Below are 18,500 nucleotides of genomic sequence, written 5' to 3'. Positions count from 1 at the left end.
ACCTCACATGCGCAGAATCCTGTCCCTCGCCGTCGCCCTCGCCGCCACCGCGGTGACGGTGACCGCGGTCCCGAGCGCCACGGCGGCGCCGACACCGGACGCCTTGCGGTGGGTGCCGTGTGCGGAGAACCCGGGGGGCGCGGCGGGTGCGGCGGAGACCGAGGCGTCCGCCGACTTCCCCCCCATGGAGTGCGCGACGCTCGAAGTGCCGCTGGACTACGACGATCCGGACGGCCGGCAGATCGAGGTCGCCGTCTCCAGGCTGGCGAGTGAGAAGCCCTCGCAGCGCCGCGGCGTGCTGCTGACCAACCCGGGCGGCCCCGGCATCTCAGGGCTCGGCTACCCGGCCGTCCTCGCCGCCGCGGGGCTGCCGCAGAAGGTGCTGGACTCCTACGACGTCATCGGCTTCGACCCGCGTGGCGTCGGCCGCAGCACGCCGGTGAGCTGCGAGCTGACGGAAAAACAGCAGAATCGCGGCAACTTCCCCTCGTACGCGCACACGGCGGCCGACGTCGTACGCGCGGCGGCCCCTGCCCGGGAGGTCGCCGAGCGGTGCGCCGACTCGCCGTCGGCGTCGCTGCTGCCGCACATCAACACCGCGAACACCGCCCGCGACATGGACCGGATCAGGGCGGCACTGGGCGAGAGGCGGATCTCGTACGTCGGGGCCTCGTACGGTACGCATCTGGGCGCCGTGTACGCCTCGTTGTTCCCCGAGCGCGGCGACCGGATCGTACTCGACAGCAACCTGGGGCCCGGCGGTGTCGACGCCGACGCCATGCGGCTGTTCGGCCCCGGGATGGAGGAGCGGTTCCCGTTCTTCGCGAAGTACGCCGCCGACCACCCCGAGTACGGCCTGGGCAGCACACCGGAGGAGGTGACCGCGACCTACTTCGAGCTGGCGGAGCGGCTGGAGAAGGAGCCGGTCCAGGGGTATGACGGGACGGCCTTCCGCGGGGTCACCTTCGACCTCCTCTACGCCGACGCCAACATGCCGGCGCTGGCCGAGACCTGGCAGGCGCTCGACACGGGGCGGCCGCTGCCGGAAGAGCCGCCGTTCCCGGACATGGACAACTTCATGTCCGCGCGGTTCGCCGTGATCTGCGGCGAGGGGGAGTGGCCGCGGTCGATCCGCGAGTACCAGCGCGCCGTGGCGGCCGACCGGCAGCGGTACCCGATGATCGGCGGGTCCTCGGCCAACATCGGCCCCTGCGCGTTCTGGCCCGGGAAGTGGCTCCAGCAGCCCGTGGAGGTCGGTGACCGGGGCCCGTCGAACGTGCTGATGGTGCAGAACGAGCGCGACCCGGGGACCCCGCTCGCCGGGGCCCGCGAGACGCGGCGGGCGCTCGGCAAGCGGGCCGTGATGGTCACGGCCGACCAGGGCGGGCACGGCGTCTACGTGTTCGGCCGCAACGCCTGCGCCAACGACGCGGTGACGACGTACCTGACCACCGGGGACCGGCCGGCGCGGGACCTCGCCTGCGCGGCCGAGCCCGGCGAGTGACCTGAGGGGGCGGCATGTTCGGGGAATGGCGGCGGCGCCGGGTGCTGCGGCGGGTCGAGCCCGGGGACGGGCGGAGCCTGAAGCGGTTCCGCTGGTGGCAGGTGCCCTTCCGGGCGCTGCTCCGCCTGCGGCTGGCGGAGGCGGACGGCGAGGTGGTGGAGTACGCCGTCGACGTGCGGCACTGGCAGAACCAGTCGTCCGGTGAGGTCAAGGCCGACCTGTACCGCGACGGGGTCCACCGTGCCGTCTGCCGGCTGCCGGCCGTCTTCCCCGTGCCGGGGGGTCACGTGGAGGTGGCGATGAGCGGCTTCGGGCTGAAGCGCTGCCACTACGTGACCGCCGACGGGGCCGAGCGCCAGCTCACCCCCGATCCCGCCTCCGCCGAGGGGCGCCGGGCGCGGTTCGACCGGAACCACCCCGCGCTGAGCCGTGCGGTGGGAGTGGGGTCGGTGCTGGTGCTGGGGGTGGCGCTGGTGCTCGCGGTCCTGCAGACGGCGGGGACGCTGACCGAGGCCGAGCCCGTGGCGCGGCACGTGGGGACGTTCACCTCGCCGGTGCGACTGTCCTGGTGGGGGAATGCCGGGCTGGCGGTGGGGAGTGTGATGGCGGCCACCGAGCGGGCGCTGCGGTTGCGGCACAGCCGGGTGCTCGACGGGGCCGCGGGGTAGCCTCGGCCGGCTGGGCTTGGAGGGGGGGCCTCAAGCGCCGGCTGGGCTTGGAGGGGGTGGCCTCAAGCGCCGGCCGGGCTGGGTTTTGTGCGTGCTGTGTGGGGTGGCGGTCACGGATGGCCTCAAACGCCGGCCGGGCTTGGAGGGGGGTGGCCTCAAGCGCTGGCTGGGCTGGAGGGGGGTGGCCTCAAGCGCCGGCTGGGCTGGAGGGGTGGGCTCGGTGGGCGGTTTTCCGGGGCGGGCTCATCTACGCTGCCTCGTATGGGGACTTACGAGGTCGACGGTGTGAAGTTGGCGTACGAGGTGTGGGGCGGGGAGGGCGGGGTTCCTGTGGTGCTGGTGCACGGGCATCCGTTCGACCGGAGTCTGTGGCGGGCGCAGGCCCAGCGGCTGGCCGAGGCCGGGTGCCGGGTGGTGCTGCCGGACCTGCGGGGGTACGGGGAGAGCCAGGTGGTGCCGGGGCGTACGCCGTTCCCGGTGTTCGCCGGTGAGGTGGTCGCCCTCCTCGACCACCTCGGTGTGGAGTCCGCCGTGGTCGGCGGGGTCTCCATGGGCGGGCAGATCACGATGGAGATCCGCCGGCTGTACCCGGAGCGGGTGCGGGCGCTGGTGCTGGCCGACACCTCCTACCCGGCCGAGACCGAGGAGGGCAGGGCCAACCGGCACGCGCTGGCCGACCGGCTGCTGGCGGAGGGGATGGGAGGGTACGCGGACGAGGTCATCGGCAAGATGGTCGCGCCGTACAACGTCGAGGCGAAGCCGGAGGCGGCCGGGCACGTGCTGCGCATGATGCGCGGCACCCACCCCGAGGGCGCCGCCGCCGCGCTGCGCGGCCGGGCGGACCGGGAGGACTACGAGGCGACGCTGGCGGCCGTGACGGAGCCCGTGCTGATCGTGGTCGGCGCCGACGACTCCTTCACGACGGTCGCGGACGCCGAGGCGATCCGGCGGCTCGTGCCGCACGCCACGCTCACGGTGATCGACGGCGCCGGGCACCTGCCGCACCTGGAGCAGCCGGAGGAGACCGGGCGGGCGCTGGTGGAGTTCGTGACCGGGCTGGGCTGAGCTGAGGGGACGAGCGCCCTCGCTCTGCGGCTCTCGTTGAGGCCGGGCGTCCCCGGCGGCCCTGTGGTGCTCCCGGTCAGGCGGTGGCTTCGGACGGCTGGGGCTGGGCCGCCGGTGCCGCCGGGGCGGCGGGGGCGAGCGGCTTGGCGTAGCAGCGGCTCAGTTCGTCGAAGCGGTACAGGCCGAACTTGTCGCACGGGGTGTAGCCGCTGGAGACGTAGAGGTTCATGGCCTCGGGCTGCTTCGTGCCGGTCTCCAGGACCATGCGGGTCCGTCCGGCGGCCCGTGCGTCCTCCTCCAGCACCGCGAGGATGCGGCGGGCCAGGCCGTGGCCCCGGGCGTCGCGGACGACGAACATGCGCTTCAGCTCGGCGTCGCCGTCGCGGTACGCCTCCTCGTTGGCGTCCTGGGTGCGCCAGCCGCCGGAGGCCACCGGGCGGCCCCGCTCGTCGTAGGCGAGCAGGTACAGGCCGCGCGGCGGGGCGAACATGCCGGGGTCGAGCCAGGTGGCGTCGCCGTCGTCGCCGTAGCGCTCGGCGTATTCGAGCTGGACCTCGTCGTTCAGCTTGACGGCGTCGGGGTGGTCGAAGGCGACCGGGCGCAGAGTGTGCATGGTCATGCGGATCAGAGTACTTCTATGCGGAGGTGGGGAGGCGAGGTGCGGCCTCGGTAGGGTGCCGGGATGCTCACCGTCACCACTGTGAATGTAAACGGCCTCCGTGCCGCGGCCAAGAAGGGCTACGTCGAGTGGCTCGCCGCCACGGACGCCGACGTCGTCTGCCTCCAGGAGGTGCGCGCCGAGGAGTCCCAACTGCCCGACGCGGTACGGGCGCCCGAGGGCTGGCACGTCGTCTTCGCGCCGGCGGCGGCGAAGGGCAGGGCCGGAGTGGCGTTGCTCACGCGGCGGGCGCCGGAGCGGGTGAGGGTCGGGTTCGGCAGCGCGGAGTTCGACGGGAGCGGGAGGTACGTGGAGGCGGATCTGCCCGGTGTGACGGTGGCCAGCCTCTACCTGCCCTCCGGTGAGGTGGGGACGGAGCGGCAGGACGAGAAGGAGCGGTTCATGGCCGAGTTCCTGGAGTACCTCCGGGGGCTGCGGGCGCGGGCCGCCGCGGACGGCCGTGAGGTCGTGGTGTGCGGTGACTGGAACATCGCCCACCAGGAGGCCGACCTGAAGAACTGGCGCGCCAACCGCAAGTCCTCCGGCTTCCTCCCTGAGGAGCGGGCCTGGCTCGACCGGGTCTACGCCGAGGCCGGGTACGCCGACGTCATGCGTGAGCTCCACCCGGACCAGGCCGGGCCGTACTCCTGGTGGTCCTACCGGGGCCGCGCCTTCGACAACGACTCCGGCTGGCGCATCGACCTGCACGTCGCCACCCCCGGGCTGACCGCCCGGGCGGTCAAGGGTCAGGTGGAGCGGGCGGCGACGCACGGGGAGCGATGGTCGGACCACGCGCCGGTGACGGTGGTCTACGAGTGAGCTGACGCCACGGTCCCGGGGGCGCGGCGGGGGTTTCGGCGGCGCTGAGGCGTGCCCGGCGCCCCCGCCTCGCCCCTCCGCGCTCCCGGCCTCGGTCGAGCCCTGCCCCCGGCCTCACCCCTCGCCTCCCGCCTCCTCCTTCACCTCCCGCTCCAGCTTCCCCGCCATGTGCCGGTCCATGGCCAGTGACAGTTCGGCCTCGACCACGCTCTTGGCCAGGGGCCTGAGCCGGTCGACGTCGGCCTCGGGGGCGTGGGTGGCCATGGTGTCGAGGAAGAGGGAGGCCAGGGCGTCGGCGTGGACGCGGACGCGGGAGCCCGCCTCCATGACGGCGGCCAGCGGGACGCCTTCGCGGATGAGGGCGACCGAGACGTCCAGGAGGCGGCGGCTGATGTGGACGATCTCGTCGCCGTCGGTGGCGAGGTAGCCGAGTTTGAGGGCCTCGGCGAAGTTCTCCGGGGTGACCTCGCCCGCGAAGGCGTCGGCCAGTTCCTCGGGGGAGAGGCGGACCGGGGTCTCCTCGGTCGGCGTGACGCCGAGCAGGGCGCCGACGTCCTGGCCCTCCTCGAAGGCGGTGACGAGTTCGGCGATGCCGCCGAGCGTGTGGCCGCGTTCCAGCAGGGCGGCGATGGTCCGCAGCCGGGCCAGGTGGTGGTGGTCGTACCAGGCGATGCGGCCCTCGCGGCGGGGTGGCGGGAGGAGCTTGCGTTCGCGGTAGAAGCGCAGGGTGCGCACGGTGATGCCGGCCGCCTTGGCCAGCTCGGCGGTCCGGTACTCGCGCTCTCCTTCGTCGTCCACGCGGGAACCCTATGCCGTACCGCCGGTAACTTTCCTCTGTCGTACCCCTACCCATCGGTATGCCGCTGCCCTACTCTCCCAATCATGCCAGTGATTGCTGGCGCGATGGTAGAAGTTGCGGGAGGCGAAGCCATGGCCGTGCAGAACAAGGAACAGCAGGCGGAACGGAACGAGCACGTCCGGGTGGTCGTGATCGGTACCGGCTTCGGCGGCCTCGGCGCCGCCGTACGGCTGCGCCGCGAGGGAATCACCGACTTCGTCGTCCTGGAGCGCTCCGGCTCGGTCGGCGGCACCTGGCGCGACAACAGCTACCCGGGGTGCGCCTGCGACGTCCCCTCGCACCTGTACTCCTTCTCCTTCGCGCCGAACGCCGAATGGCCGCGCACCTTCTCCGGGCAGCGGCACATCCGCGCGTACCTGGAGCAGGTCACCGACACCTTCGGGCTGCGCCCGCACATCCGCTTCGACCACGAGGTCAAGATGATGCGCTGGGACACCGAGCGGCTCCTGTGGGAGGTGGAGACCAGCCAGGGAACGCTCACCGCCGACGTCGTGGTCTCCGCGACCGGGCCGCTCTCCGACCCGAAGCTGCCGGACATCCCCGGGATCGACACCTTCCCCGGGAAGATCTTCCACTCGGCCCGCTGGGACCACGACTACGACCTGCGCGGCAAGCGCGTCGCCATGATCGGCACCGGCGCCTCCGCCATCCAGATCGTGCCCGCCATCCAGCCGGAGGTCGGCCGGCTCACCCTCTTCCAGCGCACGCCCCCGTGGGTCATGCCGCGCATGGACCGCAAGGTCACCGGCGCCGAGCGGTGGCTGCACCGCAAGCTGCCCGTCACCGCCACCGCGCGGCGAGGCATCCTCTGGGGCATCCGCGAACTCCAGGTGCAGGCCTTCACCAAGCGGCCCGGCGAGCTGGGCGCCGTCGAGACGCTGGCCAAGCGGAACATCGCCCGCGCCATCAAGGACCCGGCGCTGCGCGCCAAGCTCACCCCGGACTACCGCATCGGCTGCAAGCGCATCCTGCTGTCGAACACGTACTACCCGGCGATCGCCCAGCCCAACGTCGACCTCGTCGCCTCCGGGCTCAGCGAGATCCGCGGCAACACCCTGGTCGGCGCCGACGGCAGCGAGGTCGAGGTCGACGCGATCATCTTCGGCACCGGCTTCCACGTCACCGACATGCCGATCGCCGAACGCGTCGTCGGCGACCAGGGCGAGACGCTGGCCGCCACCTGGAAGGACGGCATGAACTCGCTGCGCGGCGCCACCGCCGCCGGGTTCCCCAACTGGATGACGATCATCGGCCCCAACACCGGCCTCGGGAACTCCTCGATGATCCTGATGATCGAGTCCCAGCTCAACTACATGGCCGACTACCTCCGCCAGCTCGACGTGCTCGGCGGCAAGGCCGCACTCGACGCCCGCGACGCGGCCGTCACCGCGTGGAACGCCAAGGTGCAGGAGCGGATGGAGCGGACCGTCTGGGCCACCGGCGGCTGCAACAGCTGGTACCTCGACGCCAACGGCCGCAACACCACCGTCTGGCCCGGCACCACCACCGAGTTCCGCAACGCCACCCGCCGCGTCGACCTCTCCGAGTACGAGGTGCTGCGCCCCGCCCCCGGCTCCGCCCCCAAGGACAAGGGCCCGCGCGGCAAGAAGGCCGGGGTGGGCGCGTGAGCCCCCGTGCCACGGCGTCCCCGCACCGGGAGCTGACCGCCGTCTCCGCCGACGGAGCCCGCATCCACGTCGAGGTGCACGGCGCCGAGGGCGCGCCCGCCGTCGTCCTCGCCCACGGCTGGACCTGCTCCACCCGCTTCTGGGCCGCCCAGATCGCCGAACTCGCCCGCGACCACCGCGTCATCGCCTACGACCAGCGCGGCCACGGCGCCAGCCCTGTCCCGGCCGCGTACACCGCGTACTCGACGCGCGCCCTCGCCGACGACCTGGAAGCGGTCGCCGCCGCCACCCTCGCCCCCGGCGAGAAAGCCGTCTTCGCCGGGCACTCGATGGGCGGCATGACCCTGATGGCCGCCGCCGGCCGGCCCGCCTTCCGCGCCCACGCCGCCGCCGTACTGCTCTGCTCCACCGGCCCGGCCGACCTGGTCGCCGAGTCGACGGTGCTGCCGCTGCGGCCCGGACGGGCCCGGACCTGGCTGACCGGCAAGGTGCTCGGCGCCCGGGCCCCGCTCGGCCCGGTCACACCGCTCTCCAAGAAGCTCCTCAAGTACGGGACCATGGGCCCCGGTTCGGCGCCGGAGCGGGTCGACGCCTGCGCCCGCATCGTGCACGCCTGCCCGCGCCGGGCCCGGGTCGGCTGGTCGAAGGTGCTGGCCGAGCTGGACCTGCGGCGCGGGGTGCGGGAGCTCACCGTGCCCACCGCCGTCCTCGTCGGCACCGCCGACCGGCTCACCCCGGCGGTGCACGCCCGCGCGCTCGCCGACGCGCTCCCCGCCGGGCTGGGGCTGACCGAACTCACCGGCCAGGGCCACATGACGCCGATAGAGGCGCCCGAGGCCGTCACCGCGCGCCTCCGGGAGCTGGCCGCCACGTACATCACGCCCGGGGACCCGCGTCCGCGGGCCGGGGACACACAGGTGAAGGAGGGGGCATGAGCAAGGTCAGCCTGGAGGGACAGGTCGCGGTCGTCACCGGCGCCGCACGCGGGGTCGGGGAGCTGCTCGCCCGCAAGCTGTCGGCGCGCGGCGCGAAGGTGGCGCTGATCGGCCTGGAGCCGGACGAGCTGAAGGCGGTCGCCGGGCGGCTGCCCTCGGAGGCCGACTGGTGGTACGCCGACGTCACCGACCACGAGGCGCTCGCGCAGGTCGCGCAGGAGGTCAAGGCGCGGTTCGGGAAGATCGACATCGTGGTCGCCAACGCCGGTGTCGCGGCGGGCGGCCCCTTCGAGGAGTCCGACCCGGTCGCCTGGCGCCGGGTGGTCGAGGTCAACCTCATCGGCTCGGCCGTCACCGCGCGGGCCTTCCTGCCGGTGCTGAAGGAGAGCCGCGGCTACCTCCTCCAGATCGCCTCGCTCGCCGCCATCACCCCGGCGCCGATGATGTCGGCGTACTGCGCCTCCAAGTCGGGCGTCGAGGCGTACGCCAACTGCCTGCGGGCCGAGGTGGCGTACCAGGGGGTGAAGGTCGGCATCGGGTACCTGAGCTGGACCGACACCGACATGGTGCGCGGGGCCGACGAGGACGACGTCATGCGCGAGCTGCGTCAGCGGCTGCCGTGGCCGGCCAACAAGACGTACCCGCTGGACCCGGCCGTCGACCGGATCGTGGCGGGGATCGAGCGGCGCTCCAGCAAGGTGTACGCCCAGCGGTGGCTGCGCGGGATGCAGTCGGTCCGCGGGTACCTGCCGGGGATCATCGCCACCGTCGGGCAGCGTGAGATGAGGCGGTTCGGGCCCCGGCTGGGCCAGGTCCCGACCGGACTGGTCGGGTCGGGCGGCGCGGCCGACGAGAAGCACCGGGCGGGCTGAGCGGCCACTCCCGGGAAGCGCTGAGGCCCGGTCCGTGGGGACGGACCGGGCCCCGGTGTGCCGACGGTGGCGTCACTGGTTGTGGTGGTGGCCGCGCCTCGGGTGGCCTTCGTGGCCCTCGCGGGAGCGGCTGTGCTTGCCGTGCGACCGTCCGGAGTCGGACCGGTCGTGCGAGCCGGCCTCCTTCGAGGCGGCGTCCTTGGAGGAGGACATCCTCTCCTTGGCCTGGTCGGCGAGGCGTTCGGCCTTGTTCCTGAACTGGTCCATGAGGCCCATGGCGGGTCACTCCCTGGTGGCGACGGGCGGCATATGTGAACAATGTCCAGCCTGGCACGCCCGGCCGCCGCCCGCATCCCCCGGTGCCCGCTCACTCGTCCTGCGGCCTCGGCGGCAGCGGCGGCCTCGCCAGGTCCGGTACGCCGGAGTGGTCCGGCGGGTTCTTCGCGGGCTCGCGCTCCAGCAGCTCCAGGGCGAGGCGGACCGCGTCGTCCAGGACCGCGTGGTGCCCCTCGGCCCAGTCCAGCGGCGTGCGGAGCGCCTCCAGGTCGGGCTCCACGCCGTGGTTCTCCACGCCCCAGCCGTACGCCTCGAACCAGGCGGCGTTCATCGGCACCGTGATGACCGTGCCGTCGCCCAGCCGGTGGCGGCCGGTGATGCCGACGACGCCGCCCCAGGTCCGTGAACCGACCACCGGGCCGAGCCCCATCAGCTTGATGGCGGCGGTGATCATGTCGCCGTCGGATGAGGTCGCCTCGTCGGCGACGGCGACGATCGGGCCGCGCGGCGCGTTCGAGGTGTAGGAGACGGGCTGCGCGTCTCGGGTGAGGTCCCACCCGAGGATGGTGCGGGTCAGCTTCTCGATGACCAGCTCGCTGATGTGGCCTCCGGCGTTGCCGCGGACGTCCACGATGAGCGCCGGGCGGGAGACCTCCATGCGCACGTCGCGGTTGAACTGGGCCCAGCCCGAGCCGCCCAGATCCGGGATGTGCAGATAGCCGCACCGCCCGCCGGACAGCTCGCGGACCACCTCGCGGCGCCGGGCCACCCAGTCCTGGTAGCGCAGCGGCCGCTCGTCCACCAGCGGCACCACGGCGACCCGGCGCGAACGCCCGCCCTCGGCCGCGCGGAAGGTCAGCTCGACGGTGGTGCCGCCCGCCCCCGCCAGCAGCGGGTACGGCCCGGTCACCGGGTCCACCGGGCGCCCGTCGACATGGGTGAGCGCGGCCCCCTCGCGGATGCCGGTCCCGGCCAGCGGGGAGCGGGCCTTGGTGTCCGAGGAGTCGCCCGGCAGGATGCGCCGGATCAGCCACTGGTCGCCGACCCGGACCAGGTTGGCGCCGAGCAGGCCCTGCGCGCGCTGGTAGTGGGGCGGGCCCTCGTTGCGGCGGGCGGGGGAGACGTAGGCGTGCGAGGTGCCGAGTTCGCCGAGGACCTCGCGGAGCAGGTCGGCGAACTCGTCCGGGGTGGCGACCCGTTCCACCAGCGGCCGGTACTGGTCGAGGACGCCCGGCCAGTCGATGCCGCACATCTCCGGGTCCCAGAAGTAGTCCCGGGTGAGCCGCCCGGCCTCCGCGTACGCCTGGCGCCACTCGGCGGGAGGGGTGACCTCGTGCAGGATGCGGCGCAGGTCGAGCCAGACCGAGGTGTCGTCGTCGCCCTGCTCGGTGGCGGGCATGGCGCGCAGATCGCCCTCGTCCAGCACGACCAGGCGGGTGCCGTCGCCGCTGGGGGCGAACGAGTCGAGGTGGCGGACGAGTTCGGTGCGGCGGCCCCGGACGATGTCGAAGTGTTCGAGGGTGGGGCGCCCGGAGGTGTCGGCCGGGTTGGCGAAGGTCTCGCCGAGCGCGCCGGAGATCGGCCAGCGCAGCCAGACCACCCCGCCGCCCGCCACCGGGCAGAGCGACGAGTACTTGGAGGCGGCCACCGGGAACGGCGTGACCCGGCTCTCCAGCCCCTCCACCTCGACCATGGCCGCGCCGTCCTCCGGGTCCGCGTCCGAGGGGTCCATGCCGCCCGCCGCCGGGCGCCCGTCGGGGAGCAGGGCGAACGGCGAGGGGGTCGCCGAGGAGAGCGGTACGAGGTAGGGGCGCGAGCCGAGCGGGAAGGAGAGGTCGCCGGTGTGCACGTCGTAGACCGGGTCGAAACCGCGCCAGGAGAGGAAGACCAGGTAGCGGCCGTCGCGGGTGAAGACCGGGCTCTCGTCCTCGAAGCGGCCGTTGGTGACGTCCACGATCTGCGGGTCGCTCTCGGTGACCCGGGCCATCCTGATCTGCCGCAGCGAGCGGCCGATGCCCGGGTGCGACCAGGTCAGCCAGTGGCCGTCGGGGGAGAAGGCCAGGTCGCGGACGGGCCCGTTGGCGGAGCGGACCAGTTCGGTCAGCGGTGCGTCGTCCTCGATGACCACCTCGGCCTCCGGGGCCCGCTCCCCCTCGGGCGCCGGGGCCAGCACGGTGTCGCCGACCGGGTCGGTGGCGTCCAGGATCAGCAGCCGCCCGTCGTTGGAGGCGAGGGCAATGCGTTCCCCGGCCGGGTCGGCGACGATCTCCAGGACGTGGCCCAGGCGCCCGCCCGCCAGCCGCCGCTTGGGGCGGCCGCCGGTGGCGCGCGGCAGGTAGGCGATCTCCACGGCGTCGTCCCCGCCCGCGTCGGTGACGTAGGCGACGGTGCCGCCCGAGCCGAGCATCTCCGGCAGGCGGGTGCGGACGCCGGGGGCGTCGGCGATGGTGCGGGCGGGGCCGTCGCGGTGGGTCAGCCAGTAGAGGCTGCCGCGGACGTTGACGGCGCTGGCCCGGCCGGTGGCGTCCACCGAGAGGCCGCCGACGTGTTGCGCGGCCGGGACCTGGTAGGGGCGCCGGCCCGTGCGCGGCCCGCCGAGGCGGACGTCGAGGCGGCGCGGCACGGAGTCCGGGGCGAGGTCGTCGGCGATCCACAGGTCGCCTGCGCACTGGTAGACGACGCGGTGCCCGTCGCTGGAGGCGTGCCGGGCGTAGAAGGCGTCGTGGTCGGTGTGGCGGCGCAGGTCGGTGCCGTCGGGGGCGCATGAGTAGAGGTTGCCGATGCCCTCGTGGTCGGAGAGGAAGGCGATCCGGCCGTCGACGATCATCGGCGAGTCGAGGTGCCCGTCGAGACCGGGCAGCAGCCGCTCCCCGTGCAGCCACAGCCGTCCCTGCGCCCCGCCCCGGTACCGCTTCCAGTACGCCGGTTCGTGCGGCGGCGTGCCGGTGAGCAGCAGGGTGCGGTACTCGCCCCCGACCAGGCCGACGGTCAGGTCGGTGACCGGGCCCCAGGGGAGTTTGCTCCCCGGTGAGCCGTCGGTGAGCAGGCTGTACGCCCAGGTGACGTAGGAGAAGGGCTGGCCGTGGGAGGAGACGGCGATGATCTCGCCGACCGACTCGTGGCCCGGCGGGTACCAGCCGCGGACCCGGGTGTCCTGGTTCCCCCAGTAGGTGAGGCGGCGGACCGGGCCGCCGGCGGTGGGGGCGAGGTAGATCTCCGGGTCGAGGCTGCGCCACGACGTGTACGCGACGTGGCTGCCGTCCGGCGAGAAGCGCGGCAGACCCAGGCGGGTGCGGTCGGCGGTCACCCGCCACGCCCGGCCCGGCGCGGACTGCCCGGGGCCGGGCAGGTCGGCCAGCCACAGGTCGTCCTCGGCGACGAAGCAGAGGCGGTCCTCGTGGAGGTCGGGGAAGCGGAGGTATGCGGCGTCGGCACTCACCACTCCATGCTTTTCCCGCCGCGCCGGGGCGGCAACTCGGGCGCCGGGCCGCCGTCCGCTCCCGCGTCTGCGGCCGTGTGGCCGAGGGCACACGGGAAGAGGCGCCGCGGGCTTCCCCAGCGGGGTACCGTCAGATACGGCTGTACGAAACGGTTTCGTTTCGCGGACGGGTTCGTCACCGGTGCGCGCCCGCGCCCCGGAGCCGGCAGGCGGCAAGGAGACACCAGCATGGCAGGCACACGCTTCACACCCGAGCGGGAGGGCGAGCTCTACGCCGCCGTGCTCGACCTGCTCCGTGAAGTGGGGTACGACGCCCTGACGATGGACGCCGTCGCCGCCCGCGCCCACATCAGCAAGGCCACCCTCTACCGCCAGTGGGGGAGCAAGGCCGAACTGGTCGTGCGGGCGCTCAGATGCGAGAAGCCGGTCCTCCTCGACGCGGTGGACACCGGCTCGCTCCGCGGCGACCTCGAAGCCGTCCTGGAGATGACCGACGACGACCGCCTGGAGCAGGACACCGCGCTGATGCGCGGCCTGATGCAGGCGGCGTCGGCCAGTGCCGAACTCCACGACGCGCTGATCCACCAACTGGTCAACCCGGAGACCGAGGGCGTCGACACACTGCTGCGCCGGGCCGTCGACCGCGGCGAGGTCGCGGCCGACAACCCGGCGCTCGGTTACGTACCGCACATGATGATCGGCGCGCTCGCCGCGCGACTGCTCATCGAGAACCGGCCGGTGGACCGGGCCTTCCTCCGCCACTACGTGCACTCCGTGGTCTTCCCCGCCCTCGGAGTCTGACCGCGCCGCCCGCCCCGGCCAGGGGCCGGGCGCCGCAACAACCGCACAGCGCAGCCGCGTACGAACACGCCGCGCCCCCGGCGCGGCAGGCACCCGCCCGCCCGTACCTGACCGACACGCCGCTCTCGTCGTCGGGCTGAGCACCTGTGTCCCGACCCCTACGACCTGAACGGGAGTACGCCCTCCGTGGCCACTTTCCTGTATTCGATCGGCCGGTTCGCCTTCCGGCGCCGCCGCCTCGTCGCCCTGGTGTGGGTGGCGCTGCTGGCGCTCGCCGGATTCGGCGCCGCCTCCGCGTCCACCGCGACCTCCAACTCCTTCTCCATACCCGGCACGGAGGCGCAGCGCGCCTTCGACCTGCTGGAAGAGCGCTACCCCGGCCAGAGCGCCGACGGGGCCTCCGCCCGCGTCGTCTTCAAGGCGCCCGAGGGCGAGAAGATCACCGCCCCGGAGAACCAGGCCGAGGTCTCCGGCATCGTCAAGGAGCTGAAGGACGGCTCGGACCAGATCGCGTCCGTCGCCGACCCCTTCGACCCGAAGGCCCCGGCGGTCAGCCAGGACGGCACCACCGCCTACATCTCCGTCACCTACGACGTCAGCTCCTTCGAGCTGACCGAGGAGACCCGCGACTCCCTGGAGAGCGCCGGCGAGGACGCCCGTGAGGGCGGCATGACCGTGGAGATCGGCGGTGACGCGCTGATGGTGATGCCGGAGACCGGGATCACCGAGGTCATCGGCGTGGTCGTCGCGGGCATCGTCCTGGTCGTCACCTTCGGCTCGCTGGTCGCCGCCGGACTGCCGCTGATCACCGCGCTGATCGGCGTCGGCATCGGCGTCTCCACCATCACCGCGCTCGCCTCGGTCATGGACCTCGGCTCCACCACCGCGACCCTCGCGATGATGATCGGGCTCGCCGTCGGCATCGACTACGCCCTCTTCATCGTCTCCCGCTACCGCGCCGAACTGGCCGAGGGCCGGGAGCGCGAGGAGGCCGCCGGGCGGGCCGTGGGCACCGCCGGCTCCGCCGTGGTCTTCGCCGGCCTGACCGTGGTCATCGCCCTGGCGGGCCTGGCCGTCGTCAACATCCCGATCCTGACCAAGATGGGTGTGGCCGCCGCCGGCACCGTCGTGCTGGCCGTCCTCGTCGCGATCACCCTCATCCCGGCCTTCCTCGGCTTCGCCGGTGAGCGGATCGTCTCGCGCAAGGACCGCAAGGCGCGCAAGGCCGCCGCGGAGCAGGCCGCCACCACCGGCGAGGTCGTCGTCGGCGACGCGCCGCGCGACAACGGCGGCACCCGCTGGGCCCGCTTCGTGCAGCGCCGCCCGGTCATGGTGCTGCTCGCCGGTGTGATCGGCCTGGGCGTCATCGCGATCCCCGCCGCCTCGCTGGAGATGGGCCTGCCGGACGACGGCGCCCAGCCGCAGTCCAGCTCGCCGCGGAAGGCGTACGACCTGCTCTCCGACGGCTTCGGCCCCGGCTTCAACGGCCCGCTGGTCGTCGTCGCCGACCTCAAGGACAGCAGGGACGGCGACGCCGCCCTGAAGCAGATCTCCGGGGAGATCGCCAAGAACGAGCACGTCGTCGCCGTGACCCCGGCGCAGCCGAACAAGGCCGGCGACACCGCGATGTTGACCGTCATCCCCAAGGACCGGCCCAACTCCACCGAGACGGAGACGGTCGTCCACGACATCCGCGACCTGGGCGACGAGCTCAAGGCCGAGGACGGCGCCGAGGTCCTGGTGACCGGCGCCACCGCGATGAACATCGACTTCTCGCAGAAGATGAACGACGCGCTGCTGCCGTACCTGGCGCTCGTCGTCGGCCTCGCCTTCCTGCTGCTGATGGTGGTCTTCCGGTCGATCCTGGTGCCGCTCAAGGCCGCGCTCGGCTTCCTGCTCTCCGTGGTCGCCGCACTCGGCGCCGTCGTCGCGGTCTTCCAGTGGGGCTGGCTCGGCGGACTCTTCGGGGTCGAGCAGCCGGGACCGATCATGAGCGTGATGCCGATCCTGATGGTCGGCGTGGTCTTCGGCCTCGCCATGGACTACGAGGTCTTCCTGGTGACCCGCATGCGGGAGGCGTACGTCCACGGGGAGTCGCCCGCCCAGGCCATCACCACCGGCTTCCGCCACGGCGCCCGTGTCGTGACGGCGGCGGCGGTCATCATGATCGCGGTCTTCGCCGGGTTCATCGGCTCCACCGAGCAGATGATCAAGATGATCGGCTTCGGCCTCGCCATCGCCGTCTTCTTCGACGCCTTCGTGGTGCGGATGGCGATCGTCCCGGCCGTCCTCGCCCTGCTCGGCAAGCGCGCCTGGTGGCTGCCGCGCTGGCTGGACCGCGCCCTGCCCGACTTCGACGTGGAGGGCGACAAGCTCCGCAAGAAGCTGGACGGCCCCTCGGCCGAGGGGAAGGAGGACCGGGAGACGGTCTCCGTCTGATCCCGCGTCCCCTCGGGAGCCCCGCGCCGCTCGTCGGCGCGGGGTTTCCCGCGTTGGGGGCCCGGCGCCGGGGGTGGCCGGTCCGCCTGGTCAGCCGGGTGTGACGGTCGGGGCCGGACCCCCCGCCTTGGCGGGCGCGGTGGCGGAGCCGGTCTGGCCGGACGAGGGCGTGGTGGCGACGGGGGCGGCCGCCACCGCGGGCTCCGCCAGCGGGCCCTCCGCGTGCGTACGCCGCAGGAAGCGGATGAGGACCACCGCGTCGAACTGGATGACCAGCGGCTCGTCGCCGGGACCGTGGAACTCCACGACGGTCTGCACCCGCCCGCACGGCCACACCCGCACCGCGCCCTCCGTACAGGGGCTGCGCAGCCCCGTCTCCAGCAGGGCGCGCGCGATCTCCCGGTCCGGGGAGGCGAAGCCGCCGCCGGGGAAGTGGAGGACGACCGGGCACTCCTCGCCCGCCGCCTCGGGGGCGTACCGCAGCAGGACCGGGACGGCGAAGTGGTCGTTGCCGTCGGTGACGATGTATCCACGGGCGCGCTGCTCGACTGCGGCAGTCATCGGTTCTGTCCTCCTGGGGCGAAGGCGGCCGGTGGCCGGGCCGTCGCGGCACTCGTCCGGTGGGTTCCGGCCGCCCGGCGTGCGGGCCGGACCGGTACGTACGGTGCCGCCCGGTCCGTCGACGGCGTCGGAACCCCTGTACTCCTGTGCTGTTATCGCCCAGAAGCTCGGCCCTTATGCGACGAATATCCCATAAAAGGCTGAAATCCACCTGACGAAACCTTTACTTTCCCGCTCTCCGTGTGCTCCCGCCTGCCCACGGTGACCGGGCCGCCGAACCGGCCCTCCCGGACCCCCGTACGCCCCCACCTCCGCGTCTGTGACCATGGGACGGTGAACGAGACCGCCGAGGCCACCGGCCACCCCACCCCCGACGAGCAGGAGCCCGCGCCGGCCCCCGTCGCCGTCCACGGCACGGTCGCCCCCGGCTGGGAGCCGGTCCGCGCCGCCTTCACCCGCAACTTCGCCCAGCTCGGCGACCGCGGCGCCGCCGTCACCGTCCACCATTACGGCAGCCCCGTCGTCGACCTGTGGGCCGGCACCCGCGACCACGACGGCACGGCCCCCTGGGAGCGCGGCACGGCACAGGTCGTCCACTCCGTCACCAAGGGCGTATCCGCCGCCGCCCTGCTCCTCCTCCACCAGCGCGGCCGCCTCGACCTCGACGCGCCCGTCAGCACCTACTGGCCCGAGTACGCCGCCAAGGGCAAGGGCCGCACCCTCGTCCGGCACCTCCTCGCCCACCGCGCCGGCGTCCCCGTCCTCGACCGGCCGCTCACCCCCGAGGAGGCCGCCCGCCCCGGCACCGGCGCGGCGGCCGTCGCCGCGCAGGCCCCCGTCTGGGAGCCCGGCACGGAGCACGGCTACCACGCGCAGACCTACAGCTGGCTCACCGGCGAACTCGTCCGCCGCGTCACCGGGGAATCGCTGGGCCGCTACGTCGCCGAGGAGATCGCCGGGCCGCTCGGCCTCGACCTGTGGGTGGGGCTGCCCGCCGCCGAGAAGGACCGGGTCGGCCGCTCCGGGCCCGTGGACGCTCCCGACCACCCCGGGCAGGGGCCCCGGCTGCGGCCGAAGCGGAACGTCCAGGCCGCCTACCGCGACCCCGACTCGCTCACCCGGCGGGCCTTCGACGCCGTCCAGCCGGCGGCCGACGAGAACTCCCCGGCGTACCACGCGGCCGAACTCCCCGGCGCCAACGGGATCGCCACCGCGCACGCCCTCTCCCGCTTCTACGCCTCCCTCATCGGTGCCGTCGAGCACGGGCCGCGGCTCTTCGCCCCGGCCACGCTCGCCCTCGCCCGCACCGTCGAGTCCGAGGGGCCGGACCGCGTCCTCGTCGTCCCCACCCGCTTCGGACCCGGCTTCATGCTGCACGGCCCCGCCTCGCCGCTCCTCGCCGACGGGTCCTTCGGCCATCCCGGGCGCGGGGGGTCGCTCGGCTTCGCCGATCCCGAGAGTGGGGTTGCCTTCGGCTATGTCACCAACGGCCTGCAGAAGACCGTCACCAACGATCCTCGGGCCCAGGCTCTGGTGCGGGCCGTCCGCGGCGGGCCCCGGGGCGGCTAGCCGGCCCCGGGGCGGTCGGGCCCTGGCTGCGCCGCGGCGCGGCTGTGGCCTCAGGCGCCGGCCGGGCTGTCTTTGGCCGCGCCGCCGCTCGTCCGTGCCGGTCACCGATTGGCCTCAAGCGCCGGCCGGGCTGTCTTTTGGCCGTCTGCCCGTCTCGGCTGTGCCGGTCACTGCTGGCCTCAAGCGCCGGCCGGGCTGGGGTGTGGCTGCGCCGCGGCTCGCCCGTGCCGGCCCAAGATGGCCTCAAGCGCCGGCCGGGCTTGGGGTTCGCGGTTCGTTCGCCGGGTGGCGCGGGCGGGGCCGGTCCGGGGCACCTCCTCACAAACTGACAGCTCAAGGGTCAGTCGCTTCAAGGCGGCCGAGGTTGTCAGTTTGCTGCGGGGGCACCCCGGCCCGTCCCCGCCCTC

15 protein-coding genes are annotated in these 18,500 nt (G+C 73.6%); 10 read left to right on the top strand and 5 right to left on the bottom strand.

Annotated features, from left to right (window positions below):
- Positions 1 to 7 precede the first annotated feature (7 nt).
- The 3 genes from ACFWMZ_RS24180 (at position 8) to ACFWMZ_RS24170 (ending at position 3,237) form a co-directional block, all read left to right on the top strand.
- Positions 8 to 1,504: an alpha/beta hydrolase gene (locus tag ACFWMZ_RS24180; RefSeq protein ID WP_383204023.1), complete on the top strand. Its 1,497-nt coding sequence runs from the start codon at positions 8 to 10 to the stop codon at positions 1,502 to 1,504.
- Positions 1,505 to 1,518: 14 nt separating this feature from the next.
- Positions 1,519 to 2,172, top strand: coding sequence for a hypothetical protein (locus ACFWMZ_RS24175; RefSeq protein ID WP_383182334.1), 654 nt, complete (start codon positions 1,519 to 1,521; stop codon positions 2,170 to 2,172).
- Positions 2,173 to 2,433: 261 nt separating this feature from the next.
- Entirely contained in the window at positions 2,434 to 3,237 is an 804-nt protein-coding gene (locus ACFWMZ_RS24170; RefSeq protein WP_383204020.1) for an alpha/beta fold hydrolase, read from the top strand.
- Between the two features lie 76 nt (positions 3,238 to 3,313).
- Here ACFWMZ_RS24170 and ACFWMZ_RS24165 read toward each other — a convergent pair whose 3' ends face one another.
- Entirely contained in the window at positions 3,314 to 3,856 is a 543-nt protein-coding gene (locus ACFWMZ_RS24165) for a GNAT family N-acetyltransferase (RefSeq protein ID WP_383204017.1), read from the bottom strand.
- A 63-nt stretch (positions 3,857 to 3,919) separates the two neighbouring features.
- On the opposite strand from ACFWMZ_RS24165, the gene ACFWMZ_RS24160 reads away from it, so the two are divergent.
- Positions 3,920 to 4,714 (top strand): exodeoxyribonuclease III, encoded by a 795-nt coding sequence (locus ACFWMZ_RS24160; RefSeq protein ID WP_383204014.1) that lies wholly within the window; start codon positions 3,920 to 3,922, stop codon positions 4,712 to 4,714.
- A 114-nt stretch (positions 4,715 to 4,828) separates the two neighbouring features.
- Here the strand turns inward: ACFWMZ_RS24160 and ACFWMZ_RS24155 are convergent, their stop codons facing one another.
- Complete coding sequence (locus ACFWMZ_RS24155) at positions 4,829 to 5,512, bottom strand: MerR family transcriptional regulator (RefSeq protein WP_383204011.1); 684 nt, start codon at positions 5,510 to 5,512, stop codon at positions 4,829 to 4,831.
- A gap of 132 nt (positions 5,513 to 5,644) precedes the next feature.
- Between ACFWMZ_RS24155 and ACFWMZ_RS24150 the strand changes: the two genes are divergently transcribed.
- Genes ACFWMZ_RS24150 through ACFWMZ_RS24140 form a run of 3 tightly spaced genes read left to right on the top strand, consistent with a single transcriptional unit; the run spans position 5,645 to position 9,008 of the window.
- The gene (locus ACFWMZ_RS24150) at positions 5,645 to 7,201 is read left to right on the top strand and encodes a flavin-containing monooxygenase (protein WP_383204008.1); all 1,557 of its coding nucleotides are present in this window, start codon (positions 5,645 to 5,647) and stop codon (positions 7,199 to 7,201) included.
- Entirely contained in the window at positions 7,198 to 8,136 is a 939-nt protein-coding gene (locus ACFWMZ_RS24145) for an alpha/beta fold hydrolase (RefSeq protein ID WP_383204006.1), read from the top strand. Before ACFWMZ_RS24150 ends, ACFWMZ_RS24145 begins: the two co-directional genes overlap by 4 nt.
- Positions 8,133 to 9,008: an SDR family oxidoreductase gene (locus tag ACFWMZ_RS24140; protein ID WP_383182348.1), complete on the top strand. Its 876-nt coding sequence runs from the start codon at positions 8,133 to 8,135 to the stop codon at positions 9,006 to 9,008. Before ACFWMZ_RS24145 ends, ACFWMZ_RS24140 begins: the two co-directional genes overlap by 4 nt.
- A gap of 72 nt (positions 9,009 to 9,080) precedes the next feature.
- On the opposite strand, the gene ACFWMZ_RS24135 is transcribed toward ACFWMZ_RS24140, so the two are convergent.
- Together ACFWMZ_RS24135 and ACFWMZ_RS24130 are read right to left on the bottom strand one after the other, a co-directional pair.
- The gene (locus ACFWMZ_RS24135; RefSeq protein ID WP_383182350.1) at positions 9,081 to 9,275 is read right to left on the bottom strand and encodes a hypothetical protein; all 195 of its coding nucleotides are present in this window, start codon (positions 9,273 to 9,275) and stop codon (positions 9,081 to 9,083) included.
- Positions 9,276 to 9,375: 100 nt separating this feature from the next.
- On the bottom strand, positions 9,376 to 12,726 hold the full coding sequence (locus ACFWMZ_RS24130; RefSeq protein WP_383204003.1) for a S41 family peptidase: 3,351 nt from the start codon (positions 12,724 to 12,726) through the stop codon (positions 9,376 to 9,378).
- 225 nt (positions 12,727 to 12,951) lie between these two features.
- Between ACFWMZ_RS24130 and ACFWMZ_RS24125 the strand changes: the two genes are divergently transcribed.
- Positions 12,952 to 13,524 (top strand): TetR/AcrR family transcriptional regulator, encoded by a 573-nt coding sequence (locus tag ACFWMZ_RS24125; RefSeq protein ID WP_383182354.1) that lies wholly within the window; start codon positions 12,952 to 12,954, stop codon positions 13,522 to 13,524.
- Positions 13,525 to 13,710: 186 nt separating this feature from the next.
- Positions 13,711 to 15,963, top strand: coding sequence for an MMPL family transporter (locus ACFWMZ_RS24120; protein ID WP_383182356.1), 2,253 nt, complete (start codon positions 13,711 to 13,713; stop codon positions 15,961 to 15,963).
- A gap of 90 nt (positions 15,964 to 16,053) precedes the next feature.
- Here the strand turns inward: ACFWMZ_RS24120 and ACFWMZ_RS24115 are convergent, their stop codons facing one another.
- The gene (locus tag ACFWMZ_RS24115) at positions 16,054 to 16,524 is read right to left on the bottom strand and encodes an SsgA family sporulation/cell division regulator (protein WP_383182358.1); all 471 of its coding nucleotides are present in this window, start codon (positions 16,522 to 16,524) and stop codon (positions 16,054 to 16,056) included.
- Positions 16,525 to 16,857: 333 nt separating this feature from the next.
- On the opposite strand from ACFWMZ_RS24115, the gene ACFWMZ_RS24110 reads away from it, so the two are divergent.
- On the top strand, positions 16,858 to 18,093 hold the full coding sequence (locus ACFWMZ_RS24110) for a serine hydrolase domain-containing protein (protein WP_383182360.1): 1,236 nt from the start codon (positions 16,858 to 16,860) through the stop codon (positions 18,091 to 18,093).
- The last annotated feature ends 407 nt before the right edge of the window (positions 18,094 to 18,500 follow it).

The organism is Streptomyces sp. NPDC058373, assembly GCF_042723275.1.
Classification (GTDB): Bacteria; Actinomycetota; Actinomycetes; order Streptomycetales; family Streptomycetaceae; genus Streptomyces.
This window is presented reverse-complemented; position numbering and strand designations above follow the sequence as displayed.

Excerpts from the sequence above, each read along its gene's own strand:
- ACFWMZ_RS24180 (WP_383204023.1), top strand. The coding sequence starts at position 8 with ATGCGCAGAATCCTGTCCCTCGCCGTCGCCCTCGCCGCCACCGCGGTG.
- ACFWMZ_RS24175 (WP_383182334.1), top strand. The coding sequence starts at position 1,519 with ATGTTCGGGGAATGGCGGCGGCGCCGGGTGCTGCGGCGGGTCGAGCCC.
- ACFWMZ_RS24170 (WP_383204020.1), top strand. The coding sequence starts at position 2,434 with ATGGGGACTTACGAGGTCGACGGTGTGAAGTTGGCGTACGAGGTGTGG.
- ACFWMZ_RS24165 (WP_383204017.1), bottom strand. The coding sequence starts at position 3,856 with ATGACCATGCACACTCTGCGCCCGGTCGCCTTCGACCACCCCGACGCC.
- ACFWMZ_RS24160 (WP_383204014.1), top strand. The coding sequence starts at position 3,920 with ATGCTCACCGTCACCACTGTGAATGTAAACGGCCTCCGTGCCGCGGCC.
- ACFWMZ_RS24150 (WP_383204008.1), top strand. The coding sequence starts at position 5,645 with ATGGCCGTGCAGAACAAGGAACAGCAGGCGGAACGGAACGAGCACGTC.
- ACFWMZ_RS24140 (WP_383182348.1), top strand. The coding sequence starts at position 8,133 with ATGAGCAAGGTCAGCCTGGAGGGACAGGTCGCGGTCGTCACCGGCGCC.
- ACFWMZ_RS24135 (WP_383182350.1), bottom strand. The coding sequence starts at position 9,275 with ATGGACCAGTTCAGGAACAAGGCCGAACGCCTCGCCGACCAGGCCAAG.
- ACFWMZ_RS24125 (WP_383182354.1), top strand. The coding sequence starts at position 12,952 with ATGGCAGGCACACGCTTCACACCCGAGCGGGAGGGCGAGCTCTACGCC.
- ACFWMZ_RS24115 (WP_383182358.1), bottom strand. The coding sequence starts at position 16,524 with ATGACTGCCGCAGTCGAGCAGCGCGCCCGTGGATACATCGTCACCGAC.